Origin of the sequence: Streptomyces sp. F63 (assembly GCF_018070345.1) — a bacterium.
Lineage (GTDB): Bacteria > Actinomycetota > Actinomycetes > Streptomycetales > Streptomycetaceae > Streptomyces.
The window spans coordinates 17,431-31,746 of sequence record NZ_JAGPXX010000013.1 but is presented as its reverse complement, the minus strand read 5'-3'; the positions used below and the strand labels follow the sequence as shown (position 1 = coordinate 31,746).

Sequence of the window (14,316 nt, the reverse complement as noted above, 5' to 3'; positions counted from 1 at the left end):
GCGCGTGTGACGTGTGGCCGGCCCGCCGAGGGGTGCGCCGGCCCGGAGAACGGGCCGAGGAGGGCTGGGTGACGACCTATGACGATCGAGCGAGCCTCACTGATCTGACCACCACGGCGGAGCGTGTGCGCCAATCGGTGGAGAACGTGATCGAGGGCAAGCCGGAGGTCGTACGGCTCTCGCTGACCGTGCTGCTCGCCGAGGGGCATCTGCTCATCGAGGACGTACCCGGCGTCGGCAAGACCATGCTGGCGAAGGCGCTGGCGCGGTCGATCGACTGCTCGGTGCGGCGCATCCAGTTCACTCCCGACCTGCTGCCCTCCGACATCACCGGGGTGAGCGTCTTCGACCAGCAGCGGCGGGACTTCGAGTTCAAGCCCGGCGCGATCTTCGCCCAGATCGTGATCGGTGACGAGATCAACCGCGCCTCGCCGAAGACCCAGTCGGCCCTGCTGGAGTCAATGGAGGAACGGCAGGTCACCGCGGACGGGCAGACCTACGAGCTGCCCAGCCCGTTCATGGTGGTGGCCACCCAGAACCCGGTCGAGATGGAGGGCACCTACCCGCTGCCGGAGGCGCAGCGGGACCGCTTCATGGCCCGGGTGTCGATCGGCTATCCCAGCGCCGAAGCCGAGTTGGAGATGCTGGACGTGCACGGCGGTGTCTCGCCGCTCGACGACCTGCAGCCGGTGGCGCACGCTCATGACATCGTGAAACTGATCGACGCCGTCCACACCGTGCACGTCGCGGACTCCGTCCGGCGCTACACCGTCGATCTGGTGGCGGCCACCCGCAACCACCCCGAGCTGCGGCTGGGCGCCTCGCCGCGTGCGACGCTCCATCTGCTGCGGGCCGCGAAGGCGTCGGCCGCGCTCCACGGCCGGGACTACGCCCTGCCGGACGACGTGCAGGCGCTGGCCGTTCCGGTGCTCGCGCACCGGCTGCTGCCGACCGCCCAGGCACAGCTGGGGCGGCGCACGTCCGAGCAGGTCGTCGCCGACATCCTGCGGCAGACCGCCGTTCCCGACCCCTCCGCGCAGCAGTGGCGCCGGACTCCGCCGGGCCGGCCGCCGGGCCTCCGGGGGCTGTGATGTCCGCCGCGCCGGGCCGGGCCGCGGTGCCCGCGGACAACGGGGAGGACGGGGAGGACCGGGGCACGCTGCGGAGCGCGCTGGCCGGGCTGACCACCCGGGGGCGTTCCTTCCTGGCCGCCGGTTTCGCCGCCGCCGCGTGCAGCTACGTGCTGGGCCAGGACGACCTGCTGCGGGTCGGGCTACTCCTCTCCGTTCTGCCGCTGGTGTCCGTCGCGGTGCTGTACCGCACCCGCTACCGGGTGGCGGGCAGCCGGCGGCTGGCTCCCGCGCGCGTTCCGGCCGGCTCGGAGGCGCGGGTGCACCTGCGGATCGACAACGTCTCCCGGTTGCCCACGGGGCTGCTGATGCTGCAGGACGGGGTGCCGTACGTCCTCGGGCCGCGCCCCCGGTTCGTCCTGGACCGGGTGGAACCGGGCGGGCGGCGCGAGGTGTCGTACCGGGTCCGTTCCGATCTGCGCGGCCGGTACCCGCTCGGGCCGCTCCAGCTGCGGCTCACCGATCCGTTCGGGATGTGCGAGCTGACCCGGGCGTTCAGCGCCCGCGACGTCCTGACCGTGGTGCCGCGCACGGACCCGCTGCCACCGGTCAGGCTCTCCGCGGACACACCCGGTTACGGCGAGGGGCGGCACCGTTCGCTCGCACTGGCCGGTGAGGACGACGTCATCCCCCGCGGCTACCGGCACGGGGACGATCTGCGCCGGGTGCACTGGCGTTCCACCGCCCGCTACGGCGAGCTGATGGTGCGCCGGGAGGAGCAGCCGCAGCAGCCGCGCTGCACGGTGCTGCTCGACACCCGCCGCGTCGCGCACCGGGGCGCGGGGCCGGACTCCGCGTTCGAGTGGGCCGTGTCCGCGGCGGCCTCCGTCTCGGCCCACATGGTGGAACGGGGCTTCTCGGTACGGTTGCTGACGGACACCGGTGACGCCGTGCCCGGTATGGACGGCGGCGCGGGGGCGCCGGGCGACCCCGCGGACACGGCCGGGCTGATCCTGGACACCCTCGCGGTGGTGGACCACTCCGACGAGCCGGGGCTGTCCGGCGCCTACGACGTGCTGCGCGGCGGTCAGGAAGGGCTGCTGGTGGCCGTGCTGGGCGCGCTGGACGAGGATCAGACGGCGGTGGTGGCACGGATGCGGCACCGTACCGGCCGTGCCGTCGCGTTCGTCCTGGACACCGACGCCTGGTCGCGCGCGCCGGCCGCGGATCCCGGAGGCTTCGCGGGCCGGCTGCGGCTGCTGCGCGAGGCCGGCTGGTCGGTGGTGCCCGTCGGCCCCGGCGCGTCACTGCCCGGCCTCTGGCGGGCGGCGGAGCGGCCACGGGCGGGAACACCGGCGAGCGGCTGGGCGGAGACATGACATGACGCGTCGGACCGAGGAGCGGCGATGAGCGGACGCGGACGGCTCGCGGTGAGCGCGGCGCTGGCCACCCTGCTGGCGGCCTGCTCCCTGCTGCCGCTGGTGAAGGAGGCGGCCTGGCTGCTGCAGGCGGCGTTCCTGCTGGCGGCCGTGTCCGGGGCCGGTGCGCTGGCGCGCCGTGCGCCGCTGCCCCGCCCGCTGACCGTCCTCGCCCAACTGGTGACGGCGCTGGCCCTGCTGACCTGGTCCTTCGCCCGGGGGCAGGCCGTGGCCGGGCTGCTGCCCGGCCCCGATGCCTACCGCGAGTTCGCCATGCTGCTGTCGGAGGGCGGGCAGGACATCGGCGAGTACTCCATACCGGCACCCGTGACCCCCGGCATCCGGCTGATGCTGGTCGGCGGCGTCCTGGCCATCGGTCTGCTGGTCGACGTGCTGGCGGTGACATACCGGGCGGCCGCGCCGGCCGGCCTGCCCCTGCTGGCGCTGTACTCCGTGGCCGCCGGACTGGACCAGGGCGGCTCGCGCTGGCTGTGGTTCCTGCTCGCGGCGGTCGGCTATCTGCTGCTTCTGCTGGCCGAGGGCCGGGACCGGCTCTCCCAGTGGGGCCGGGTCTTCAGCGGCGCGCCACCGGCGCCCAGCCGGCTGGGCGCCGGGCTGGAGCCCGGTGGCGGCGGGACGACCGCCCCGCTCCGCACCGGCCGCAGGATCGGCGCGGTGACGCTCGGCATCGCCATGCTGCTGCCCGCTCTCATGCCCTCGCTGGGCGACGGGCTGCTCGACGGGCAGCGGGGCACCGCGGGGGCCGGCCCCGGCGCGGGCACGATCACCACGGTGAACCCGCTGGTCTCCCTGCAGAACAGCCTCAACCAGCCGGAGAACCGGGAGGTCCTCTCCTATCGGACGAACGCGGAGAACACCCGGGACCTCTACCTGCGAATCGTCGCCCTGGACCAATTCGACGGCTCGTCCTGGAAGTCCTCGGAGCGGCCGATACGCCCGGTGCCCGACGAGCTGCCGCCGCCCGCCGGGCTGAGCCCCGACGTCGCGACCACCAGGATCGACACCGCCGTCTCGGCGTCCGATTCCTACCGGCAGAGCTGGCTGCCCATGCCGTACCCGGCCACCCGGGTGGAGATCGGCGGGCGCTGGAGCTTCGAGCCCGCGGGCCGCACCCTGGTCGGCAACCGCCGGCAGACCACCCGGGGGGCGGAGTACCGGGTGTCGAGCCTGCTGGTGCAGCCCACCGCGGCGCAGCTGGCGGCAGCCGGCCCGCCACCCCCGGATCTGCTGCGCGAATACACCGAGGTGCCGGACTCGCTGCCCGGGGTGGTGGCCCGCACGGCCCGTGATGTGACCCGGGGCGCGGGCACCGCGTACGACAAGGCGGTGCGGCTGCAGGACTGGTTCGCCTCCGAGGGGGGCTTCGTCTACGACACCCAGGTGGAAGCCGGAAGCGGCAGCCGGGCCATCGCCAACTTCCTGGAGCAGAAAGAGGGGTTCTGCGTCCACTTCTCGTTCTCCATGGCCGCCATGGCGCGGACGCTGGACATCCCGGCGCGGGTGGCGGTCGGATTCACCCCCGGCACGGCGAAGGCGAACGGCTCCATGTCCGTCGGCCTCCGCGACGCGCACGCCTGGCCCGAGCTGTACTTCGAGAACATTGGCTGGGTCCGCTTCGAGCCGACGCCCTCCCGGGGGACGGTGCCCGACTACACCGTGCCGGAGACCCCGGAGAGCGGCACCACGGACCCTCAGGAACCGGAGACCGCCGCGTCCGCCGAGCCGTCGGCCGCCCCCTCCGACAGGGGGGGCTGCCCGGCGGACCAGCGGCTCCTCGGTGGGTGCGGGGAACCCCCGGCCGATGCCGGAAGCGGCACCGGCGGGGGCGGACTGCCGCTGCGCACGATCCTGCTGTCCGCCGGAGTGGCCGTCCTGCTGCTCGGGCTGCCGCTGCTGCCCCTGCTGTGGCGGACCCGGGTGCGCGGACGCCGGCTCGCCGGGGCGGGCAAGGGGCCGGAGGGCCCGGCCGAAGCCGTCCTGGCCGCTTGGCGGGAGCTGATCGACTCGGCCTGGGACCACGGGTTGCCGCCCGACGACGCGCAGACTCCGCGCCGGGCCGCCGAGCGGATCGTGGCGGCCGGCGGGCTGGAGGAGACCGCCGCGGCATCGGTGCGCAGGGTGGCCGGAGCCGTCGAGCAGGTGCTGTACGCACCGGTGCCGCGCCCCGTGCCGGGACTCCCCGACGACGTACGGCGGGTACGGGCGGCCCTGCGCGCCGGGGCCGGGCGGGGGACGCGGCTGCGGGCCCTCTTCGCGCCGCGCTCGGCGGTGCGGGTGGTCTGGGCCTGCTCGCGCGGATGGTCCGTGCTGGCCGAGCGCTGGAACACCGCTCGGCGCACGGCTCTGCTGCGGGTCTCCCGGCGCATTCCCGTCGTCCGGCAGCGGGGCTGAGTCCTGGAGCGGGCGGAGGCGGGCCACGGGCGGTCCTGCTTCCCGGGCCGCGCCGGGCACCGGTCCGTCCCCCTCCCGAAGGAGCGGCACCCGTCGCGCTGGGTGACGGCCGTGGCCCGGGCCCGGGGCCCTTCCGGGCGGTGGCACCGGGGAGGGGGAACAACGGTCCTCGGACATGACGTGAGGGGTGACCTCGCGTGAGGTCACCCCTCGGGGAGTGCGTCCGCGTGCCGGGCCCCGTGGCCCGGCTCAGCCGCCTCGCGGCGGGTCAGTGTCCCGGCTCGTCGCGGCGGCGCTGCCAGCGCTCCTCGATGCGGTTCATCATGGAGCGGCGCTGCCTGCCCTGTCTGCGGCGTTCCGGGGCGCCGGCCTCGCCCGGCTGCTGTTCCCCCGGTTGGGGCGCCTTGCGCCAGCTGGTGACGGCGAGCGCGGCGCACCCGAGCATGACGAGGAACCCCACCACGCTGATCCAGATCTGCTGGGCGACCATGCCCGCCATGAGAAGCGCGATACCCACCAGAAAACCCGCGACCGCCTGGTACACCCGGCGACGGGTGTACGTGCGCAGCCCGCTTCCCTCAAGCGCTGTCGCGAACTTGGGATCTTCGGCGTACAGCGCTCGCTCCATCTGCTCGAGCATGCGCTGCTCGTGCTCCGAGAGCGGCACGGAGTCCTCCTACTCGTCGGTCGCGGGAGCGACCGGGTGCGACGCTTTCAAGGATAGGCAGGGATTCGCCCCCGTGAAACCCGCTCCCTGCGTCATTTCCCAGACGTGAGGGCACATCGGGTCAGGATCCGGGTGACTCTCCCCTGCCGGCCCGTCCGACGATGCCGACCGTGTTCCCTCGATCATACGGGGCGATGCCTCCGATTGGGTGAGGCTGTGGCCCAGAGCATGTGCCATCCGGAGTGGGGCGACTCCGGACGGTATGCCGTACGGCCTCAGCCCGACTCGCGTTCACCCAGCACATGGAGCTGGGTGGCCACGGACTGGAAGGCGGGGACCTCGGCGGCGGCCGCCTCCAGCCCGAGGAGGGCTTCCAGGGCGCCGGGCTCGCTGTCGACCAGCGCCCCGGGCACCAGGTCGGCGAAGACCCGGACGCCGTGCACCGCTTCGACGGCCAGCCCCGCGTCGGCGACGAGCGCGGTCAACTGGTCCGCGGTGAAGCGGCGGGGCACCGGGTCGCCCTCCCCCCACCGTCCGTGCGGATCGGCCAGGGCCTGCCGTGCCTCGGAGAAGTGCCCGGCGAGCGCGCGGGCGAGGACGGCACCGCCCAGTCCGGCGGCGAGCAGGCTGAGCGTGCCGGACGGGCGGAGGGCCGCGACGGCGTTGCGCACCCCCTCCGCCGGGTCCTCCATGTACTCCAGGACGCCGTGGCAGAGGACGGCGTCGAAGGCGCCCCGCTCGACCACGTCGAAGAGGCCGTGCGCATCGCCCTGGACTCCGCGCACGCGGTCGGCGACCCCGGCCTCGGCGGCCCGCCGCTCCAGGGCGAACAGGGCGTTGGGGCTGGGGTCGACGACGGTGACGCGGTGCCCCCGGCGCGCGACGGGCACCGCGAAGTTGCCGGTGCCGCCGCCGGTGTCCAGTACGTCGAGCACGGGGCGGGCTTCGTGTCCGCCCGGGCCGGCGGCCTTCATCCGGCGGTCCAGTGCCTCCCTGAGCACGTCCCAGACCACGGCGGTGCGGAGAGACGCTCGGGGGCGCAGCGGGTCGGACACAGCGGGTGACTCCTCGGCGCGGGACCGCCGGGGACGGCGGTCGCAGACGGTGCAGGCGCCCTCCACCCTATTGCCTCTGCCGCTCAGCTCGCGTCGGGCTCCGCCTCCTGCCGGGGCTCGATGGCACGGGCCTGCGGAAGGACGGGCTGGAGCACCAGCATCCGCTCCACGATGCGCAGGAACATCCCGGCGTCGCGCAGCAGATCGTCGGCGTCGCGGCTGCCCGCCGCGTCGCGTATGCCCGCCTCGGCGCGGGCCCGGCGGGCGGCGCCGGAGGCGAACAGCATGCTCCACTCGGCCAGTTCCGGAGCCACCTCGGGCAGCACCTCCCAGGCGCTGCGGATCCGCTGCCGGCGGCGCGGGGTGCTCTCCGGCCGGCCGCGGACGGCGAGCACGGCCGCCGCGGTGCGCAGGGCTGCGAGGTGTGCGGTGGCGTACCGCTCGTTCGGCTCCCGGAGTCCAGCGGCTTCGTCCAGCCCGGCACGGGCCTGGGCCAGCAGGCCCAGTGCCTCGGGCGGTGCGCCGGCCCGGCGCGCCACGGGGTGTACATCGGCCGGGGGGCCGGCGTGTGCGGGGATGGTCCCGGTGCTGCGGCGTCGGCGCGCTGCGGCGGACGTGGTCGCCATGACGAACCTCCTGTCGTCGCGGAACGGCTGTAGGGGCCGTATGCGCATATCGTCGGGCACACCACTGACAATCCGGCCTGACCTGCGGTTTTCTCGCCAACCAACCGCTTTCCGCGCCTTCCCGCCCCGGCCCCTGTTCGTCCGGTCCGGCGGAACCGGGGCCCGGCCCCGCCGGACGGGCACCCCCGCCGCGTGCCTCGGATCCACTGCCGCTATTTTTGAACTGACCAGTCAGTCCATAAGACGTTGCCGTGCCGCCCACGGGCGGCGGGAACGCGAGAGGGGACACGAGGGTGAAGGACACCACCCCACGGGGAGCGGCGGTCTCGGCCACGGGGTTCGGCCTGCGGGGACCCCGCGGCTGGGCCTTCCGCGACATCGCCGTCACGGCGGAGCCGGGGGCGCTCGTCGCCGTCGAGGGCCCGTCCGGCACGGGCCGTACCTGCCTGCTGCTCGCCCTGACCGGGCGGATGCGGGCTCACAGCGGCCACGCGGAGGTCGCCGGGCTCCGGCTGCCGGCCGGGCGCGGGACCCGGCGCGGGCACATGGCCGCCGTGCGACGGATCAGCGCCCTGGGCCCGGTCCCGGGCGTCTCCGAACTCGAACCGTCCCTGACGGTCGCCGAACATCTGCGGGAACGCGCCCTGATGGAACGCCGGTTCGGCACTCCACCCCGGGAACTGCTGCGCTCCCGCGCGGCACGTGCGGCGGACCTGCGGCAGCGGGTCGAGACAGCCCTGGAGGGCGCCGGACTGGCGCCCGAGACCCTGCCCAAGGGCTCCCGTACGACAGTGCGGGACCTGGAGCGGCTGGAGTCACTGCGGCTCTCGGTCGCACTCGGGCTCATCGGCAGGCCGCGGCTGCTGGCCGTCGATGACACCGATCTCAAACTGCACGGCGAGGAACGGGCCGCCGTCTGGGAGCTGCTGACGGGGGTGGCCGCGGCGGGGACCACCGTCCTCGCCGTGTGCAGCCAGGCTCCGCCCGGCTCCGTCGTCGTCCGCACCACCGCAGCGGACGCTGCCGCGGACGACGGGCCCGACGGGCCCCCCGGCGCTCGGGCGGACTCCACGGACCGGATGACAGAGCCCACGGACCGGACGGCGGACGTGACGGACGGGAAAACGGACGGGAAAACGGACGGGAAAGGGGTGGCGGATGCGCTCGCCGCGACTGGCCGCGCTTGAGCTGCGGCGCTTCGGCCGGGGCCGGATGCCGCGGGCGGCGCTCGCCGCCCTCCTCCTGCTGCCGCTGCTCTACGGAGCGCTCTACCTCTGGTCGTTCTGGGATCCGTACGGCCGGCTCGACAAGGTGCCGGCCGCCCTGGTCAACGCCGACCGCGGCGCCACCGCCGGGGGTGAGCGGTTCGCCGCGGGGGACCGGATCGCCGACGGGCTCCGTGACAGTCACACGTTCGAGTGGCACGAGGTCAGCGCCGCCGAGGCCCGCGCAGGCGTGGAGAGCGGCCGCTACTATCTCTCGCTCTCCGTGCCGGCGGACTTCAGCGAACGCCTCGCCTCCGGCTCGGGCGGGGAGCGCCCGGTGAGCGGCGCGCTCCGGGTGCGCACCAACGACGCCAACAACTACGTCGTCGGGCAGATCTCCAGAACGGTTTTCGCCGAGGTCCGCTCCGCGGCGTCGGCGGACACCGCCCGCTCCTATCTGGACAAGATCTTCCTCTCCTTCTCCGACATCCACGGGGCCACCGAGAAGGCCGCCGAGGGCGCCGACAAGGTGGACGAGGGCGTGGGCCGGGCACACCGGGGCGCCACGGACATCGCCGACGGCCTGACCAGGGCCGAGAAGGGCATCGGCGACCTCAGCACCGGTCTGCGGAAGCTGCACGACGGCTCCCGGCGCCTGGACTCCGGCGCCGCCGGTGTGGCCGAGGGCACCGGGAAGCTCGCCGCCGAGGCGGAACGGATGGGCCGTGTGGTCCCCTTCCTCAAGGAGCACGGGGACGAGATCGGGCGCACCGCCGGCCTGGTCGCCGACACCGCCGCAACCGTCCGCGGCCACCTCGGTGATCTCCCCTCCCCCACCACCGCGGCCGCGCTGGCCGAGGAGAGCCGCGAGGCCGCCGACTTCCTCGCGGCCGACCACAGGGAACGCTGCGAGCGAACCCTCACGCCCGACGACGCCTGCCCGCGGTTGGAGAAGGCCGCCGGGGCCGCCCGGAAGGCGGCGGACGCGGCGGAGACCATCGACTCCCTCGTGCGGAACGAGAACGGCGAACTGGACCGGCTGGACAAGAAGCTGGCCTCCGTGCAGCGGCACGCCCGGACGCTGGAGCGGAGGGCCCCGGGTCTCTGGAAGGACGTCGACACCGCCGTCACCGACATCGAGAAGCTGGACGCGGGCGCGAAGAAGGTCGCCCGGGGCGCACACTCGCTGCACACCGGCCTGGCCGGCGCCAAGAAGGGCTCCGAGCGCCTCGACCGGGGGATCACCAAGCTCTCCGACGGGGCCGACGACCTGGACGGCGGCCTGTTCCGGCTGGCGGACGGATCGGAGAAGCTGGCCGGCGGCCTGCACGACGGCGCCCGGAAGATCCCGGACTACGACCGCGACGAGCGCGACGCCCGGACGGAGGTCATGGCCGACCCGGTCCAGCTCGCCAACCGCTCGCTGCACACGGCGCCGAACTACGGCACGGGCTTCGCCCCCTACTTCATCCCGCTCTCCCTCTGGGTGGGCGCCATGGTCGCCTACATGCTGATCCAGCCGCTCAACCGGCGCGCTCTGGCCACGGGCGCCTCCTCCTGGCGCATCGCGGTCGCCGGCTGGCTGCCCGTCGCGGCCCTGGGGGTCCTGCAGACGGCCGCTCTGATGTCCGTGCTCCACTGGGGACTCGGGCTGCGGGTGGCACGGGCGGCGGGCACCATGGGCTTCCTGCTGCTGACCACCGTGTGCTTCGCGGCCGTCGTCCAGTGGCTGAACGCGCGCTTCGGCCCGGCCGGCCGCATCCTCGTACTGGCGCTGCTGATGCTGCAGCTGACCTCCGCGGGCGGCACCTACCCCGTCCAGACCAGCCCCGGCTTCTTCAACGCCGTCCATCCCTTCCTGCCGATGACCCATGTCGTCGAAGGGCTGCGCCGGCTGATCACCGGCGGCGGGCTGGAACCGGTCTGGCAGGGCAGCGCGGTACTGGCCGCGTACACCCTCGGCGCGCTGGCGCTCACCGCCTGGGCGGCCCGGCGCCGCCAGGTGTGGACGGTGGACCGGCTGCACCCGGAGCTGAGCCTGTGATGCCCGACCAGTCGGTAGACCGCCCGGTAACCAGGAGAATCACCGGCATGGAGAGCACGAGCACCCGCCGTCGGGCCACCCGTACCAGGCTCTACGAGGCGGCCGTCACGCTCATCGCGGAGCAGGGCTTCTCGGCCACCACGGTGGAGGAGATCGCCGAGCGCGCCGGGGTGGCCAAAGGCACCGTCTACTACAACTTCGCCAGCAAGACCGAGCTGTTCGAGGAACTGCTCCGGCACGGGGTGGGCTTGCTCACCGCCTCGCTCCAGCGGGCCGCGGACGAGACCGCGGGGCGCGGTGGCAGCCGGGTGGACGCGCTGGACGCCATGGTGCGCGCCGGGCTGGCCTTCATCGACCGCTACCCGGCCTTCACCCAGCTGTACGTGGCCGAACTGTGGCGCACCAACCGGGCCTGGCAGGACACCCTGCTGGTGCTGCGGCAGCAGGCGGTCGCGGTGGTCGAGACGGTGATCCGGGAGGCCGTGGAGCGCGGGGAGGTGAGCCGCGAGGTCGACGTCCAGCTGACGGCGGCGGCCCTGGTCGGAATGGTGCTGGTGGCGGCACTCGACTGGAAGGCGTTCCAGCCGGAGCGAACCCTCGACGACGTCCACGCCGCGCTGTCCCGGTTGCTGCAGGGGCGCGTCGGCGGCGCGCGGTGCGCACCGCGCGAGTGAGCCGGCGGGCGCGCGCCGCGGGGCGCGGGCGTGCGGAAGGGCGCTGCCCCGGCGTGGTGCGATCCCCCGTCGCACCACACCGGGGCAGCGTTCCCCGTATCCCCGTGCCCGGGGATCCCCCGTGCCGCCCGGACGAGCTCCCCCGTGGTGCTCCTCCGGGCCGTTCCGGGGTGCCGCGCCGTTCCGCCGCCCCGTGCCGGCGGTGCCGGCGGGCTCCCCTTCCGTGCCCCTCACTCTTCCGTCCCCGGCCGTCCCGTCCCATCCGCGCGGCTACTCATCCGCCGTCTGGGTACGGATACTCAGACCGCGCGCCACATGCTCACGAGCGGCGCGGTGGCGTTCCCGCGCCCCGTCGAAGGGCCCCGGCCGGAGGGATGGACGGGGCACCGGGCACGGCTGTCGGAACCCCCGGCTAAGGTCTCGCCCATGGCACGGATTGCGGTGATCGGCGCCGGCACGGGCGCGATGGCGGCCGCCGCCCGGCTGGCCGCGGCAGGCCACCGGGTGGCGGTGTACGAGCGCGCGGAGACGTACGGCGGCGCCGTCCGCCGCTTCGAACGCGACGGATTCGGCTTCGACACCGGGCCGGGGCTGCTCCATCTGCCCGCCGTCTTCCGGGACTTGTTCCTCAAGACGGGCAAGGAGCCGCTGGAGTCGTGCGTCGGGCTGAGCCAGGTCGATCCGGCGAGTCGGCATCTGTTCGCGGACGGCACGGACCTCTCCCTGCCGGCCGCCTCCCGGGCCGGTGTGGTCCGGGCCCTCGACGCGGCGCTCGGCGCGGGCGCCGGCGAGCGCTGGAGCGGGCTGCTGGGCCGGGCCCGGGAGACCTGGGAGGCCACGAGGCGCCCACTGCTGGAGGAGCCGCTGCCGCACGGCGGCACGGCGGCCCCGGAGCGCGGACCCCGTCCGCCGTCCCGGGCCGGCCGGGGGCTGTTCGGCCTCCGGCGGGCGCGGCCGCCCCGCAGCCTCGCCGAGCTCGCCCGGCGGGAACTGCGCGACCCGCGGCTGGCCGCCCTCCTGGAGAGCCACGCCCTGGCCCACGGCTTCGATCCGGGTACCGTGCCCGCGAGCGCGGCCGTCCTGCCGTATCTGGAGCACACCTTCGGCAGCTGGTACGTGCGGGGCGGGATGCGGGCGCTGGCGGAGGCGCTGTACGAGCGCTGCCGCGCGCGGGGCGTGGAGTTCACCTTCGGCGCCGAGGTGACGGGCGTCCTCGTGGAGGACGGGCGGGCGGCCGGACTGGAGACGGCGGACGGCAGGCGGGTGGAGGCCGAGGTGGTGGTCTCCGGCGTCGATGTCCGGCTGCTGTACGGCGGCCTGCTGCCGCCGGAGGCGGGCGCGCCGTCCCCGCCGCGGCCCTCCTCCGGCCCGCCCGGCCACGGCCGGTTCGGTCTGCTGCTGGCGCTGCGCGGCGCCCGCCCGGAGGGCACGGCACACCGCACGGTGCTCCACGCCGCCGACCCGGAGGCCGAACGGGCCGGCCTGGCCGGGGACTTCGCACGTCTCTGCGACCGGCCGACGGTGACGGTGCTGCGCCCCGGCGATCCCGGGCTGCTGCCGGACGGCCGCCATGAGACCGCGGTGCTGTCGGTGACCGTCCCGCCGCACGCCTCCGGGGAGACCGCGGCGGAGGGCACCCTCGACTGGACCGCCGGGGACCGGGCCGAGCGGTTCGCCGACGCCGTCCTGGCCGCCGCGGGCAAGGCCGGGCTGGATCTGGAGAGCCGGGTGCTGTGGCGCGAGATCCGGACACCGGCCGACACGGAGCGCGAGACGGGGGCGCCCGGGGGTTCGGTGCCGGGCCCCGCGCTGGCGGGCGCCGGCGGGGCCTTCCTGCACGCCGGCAACCGCGCCGGTGTGGAGGGTCTGTACCTGGCGGGCGGTTCGGCTCATCCCGGGGGCGGGCTCGCCCACACCGGGATGTCGGGCGCGCTGGTCGCGGGCCTGATCGTGAACGGCGACGACTGGCGCGGCTCGCACTGACGGCGCGGCGCCGTCCGCCGCGACAGCGCGGTGGGGCGGGGCCCCGGCTCCGCGCCGAGCGGCCCGGGCCGAGCCGTACCGGTGGGCGGCCGGGCGAGCGGCAGCGGCCGTGTCCGCGTGGTCGGCCCCGGACCCCGGGTGCGGGAGAGGGCGCGCGTTCCGGACGCGGAGCCGGGCTCCGGGTCCGGGTCCGGGTCAGGCTCCGGCCGGATCAGTAGCGGTACTGCTGCTCGTCGAAGCCACTGTTGTAGCCGGGGGGCGCCTGGTACGGGTAGGACTGCTGGTCCGCCGGCGCCTCCTCGGGGGGAAGGGGCGCTCCGCCGTCGCGCTGCTGTGGCACCCACACGCCGCCGGGCGGGGTCTCGGAGTACGGCTGCGCGTACGGGTCCGCCGAGTACGGGTCCGCCGCCTGGTACGGCGCGCCGGTGTAGGGGTCGGCTCCTCCGTACGCCCCGCCGTCCTGGCCGTACCCCTGGTGGGAGTACGGGTCGGAGTAGCCGCCGTACTGCGCCGCCTGGTCGTACATGCCCTGGCCGTAGCCGGTCCGCCCGTCCGCCTGCCCCGCGGCGGCGCCCGTTCCGACATAGGTGCCGTAGCCGTCGTCGTAGCCGGCGTACTCTCCGTAGCCGCCCCGGCCGGTGTCGCCTCCGGGATCGCCGTAGCGGGTGTCGCCGTAGAGGCCGTACTCACCCGTGTCGTCGGGCAGCGGCTCCGGCCGGTAGACCGTGGGCTCCATCTCCGGCTCCATCTCCGGCTCCGGCTGCCGGCGCGTGTCGTCGGGGAACGCACCGTCGTCCGGGAACTCCCCGCCCTCGGGCACCGCTTCGAGGTCCGAGACCTCCAGCGTGGGCTCCGACCGCCGGCCGGGGTCGCCCTTGCGGCGCTTACTCGCGCCCGGTTTGCCGCCGATGGCCCACCCGGTGGAGAAGCCTCGCCGGAAGGAGAGCGTGACGAACGTCTGCCCGATAGCGAAGGCCATCGCCCCGATCCCGATCAGGACCACGGAGGGGATGAGCAGGACGCCGACGACCACGCAGGAGAAGCCCGCGAACGCGAGAAGCCGCCAGCGCAGCCGCGCCTTGTACTGCAGCAGCACTTCACCGAGAAGCCAGAGGGCGACGACCCCGAACGCGATGTAGAGGACTGTCCAGCCCATGTGCCG

At 74.9% G+C, this 14,316-nt stretch carries 11 protein-coding genes; 7 read left to right on the top strand and 4 right to left on the bottom strand.

Features of this window, described 5'->3' with window-relative positions; genetic code table 11:
- Positions 1 to 68 precede the first annotated feature (68 nt).
- Genes KBZ10_RS15660 through KBZ10_RS15650 form a run of 3 tightly spaced genes read left to right on the top strand, consistent with a single transcriptional unit; the run spans position 69 to position 4,900 of the window.
- Complete coding sequence (locus tag KBZ10_RS15660; protein ID WP_210988255.1) at positions 69 to 1,091, top strand: MoxR family ATPase; 1,023 nt, start codon at positions 69 to 71, stop codon at positions 1,089 to 1,091.
- Positions 1,091 to 2,449 carry a DUF58 domain-containing protein gene (locus KBZ10_RS15655; RefSeq protein WP_210988254.1) on the top strand — a complete coding sequence of 453 codons (1,359 nt, stop codon included), beginning with the start codon at positions 1,091 to 1,093 and terminating at the stop codon, positions 2,447 to 2,449. Before KBZ10_RS15660 ends, KBZ10_RS15655 begins: the two co-directional genes overlap by 1 nt.
- Positions 2,450 to 2,476: 27 nt before the next feature.
- A complete protein-coding gene (locus KBZ10_RS15650; protein WP_210988253.1) occupies positions 2,477 to 4,900 on the top strand; it encodes a DUF3488 and transglutaminase-like domain-containing protein in 2,424 nt (807 codons plus the stop codon).
- A gap of 268 nt (positions 4,901 to 5,168) precedes the next feature.
- On the opposite strand, the gene KBZ10_RS15645 is transcribed toward KBZ10_RS15650, so the two are convergent.
- The 3 genes from KBZ10_RS15645 to KBZ10_RS15635 form a co-directional block, all read right to left on the bottom strand.
- A complete protein-coding gene (locus KBZ10_RS15645) occupies positions 5,169 to 5,567 on the bottom strand; it encodes a DUF3040 domain-containing protein (RefSeq protein ID WP_210988252.1) in 399 nt (132 codons plus the stop codon).
- 275 nt (positions 5,568 to 5,842) lie between these two features.
- Positions 5,843 to 6,622: a methyltransferase gene (locus tag KBZ10_RS15640; RefSeq protein WP_210988251.1), complete on the bottom strand. Its 780-nt coding sequence runs from the start codon at positions 6,620 to 6,622 to the stop codon at positions 5,843 to 5,845.
- An 83-nt stretch (positions 6,623 to 6,705) separates the two neighbouring features.
- Positions 6,706 to 7,248, bottom strand: coding sequence for an SAV_6107 family HEPN domain-containing protein (locus tag KBZ10_RS15635; RefSeq protein WP_247702444.1), 543 nt, complete (start codon positions 7,246 to 7,248; stop codon positions 6,706 to 6,708).
- Between the two features lie 293 nt (positions 7,249 to 7,541).
- Between KBZ10_RS15635 and KBZ10_RS15630 the strand changes: the two genes are divergently transcribed.
- The 4 genes from KBZ10_RS15630 (at position 7,542) to KBZ10_RS15615 (ending at position 13,154) form a co-directional block, all read left to right on the top strand.
- Complete coding sequence (locus KBZ10_RS15630; RefSeq protein ID WP_210988250.1) at positions 7,542 to 8,435, top strand: ATP-binding cassette domain-containing protein; 894 nt, start codon at positions 7,542 to 7,544, stop codon at positions 8,433 to 8,435.
- Positions 8,407 to 10,497 (top strand): YhgE/Pip family protein, encoded by a 2,091-nt coding sequence (locus tag KBZ10_RS15625; protein WP_210988249.1) that lies wholly within the window; start codon positions 8,407 to 8,409, stop codon positions 10,495 to 10,497. The genes KBZ10_RS15630 and KBZ10_RS15625 overlap by 29 nt, the downstream gene beginning before the upstream one ends.
- 47 nt (positions 10,498 to 10,544) lie before the next feature.
- Positions 10,545 to 11,171, top strand: a complete 627-nt coding sequence (locus tag KBZ10_RS15620; protein WP_210988248.1) for a TetR/AcrR family transcriptional regulator — start codon at positions 10,545 to 10,547, stop codon at positions 11,169 to 11,171.
- A gap of 426 nt (positions 11,172 to 11,597) precedes the next feature.
- Complete coding sequence (locus tag KBZ10_RS15615) at positions 11,598 to 13,154, top strand: NAD(P)/FAD-dependent oxidoreductase (RefSeq protein WP_210988247.1); 1,557 nt, start codon at positions 11,598 to 11,600, stop codon at positions 13,152 to 13,154.
- 211 nt (positions 13,155 to 13,365) lie between these two features.
- On the opposite strand, the gene KBZ10_RS15610 is transcribed toward KBZ10_RS15615, so the two are convergent.
- Positions 13,366 to 14,310, bottom strand: a complete 945-nt coding sequence (locus KBZ10_RS15610) for a hypothetical protein (protein WP_210988246.1) — start codon at positions 14,308 to 14,310, stop codon at positions 13,366 to 13,368.
- Positions 14,311 to 14,316 lie beyond the last annotated feature (6 nt).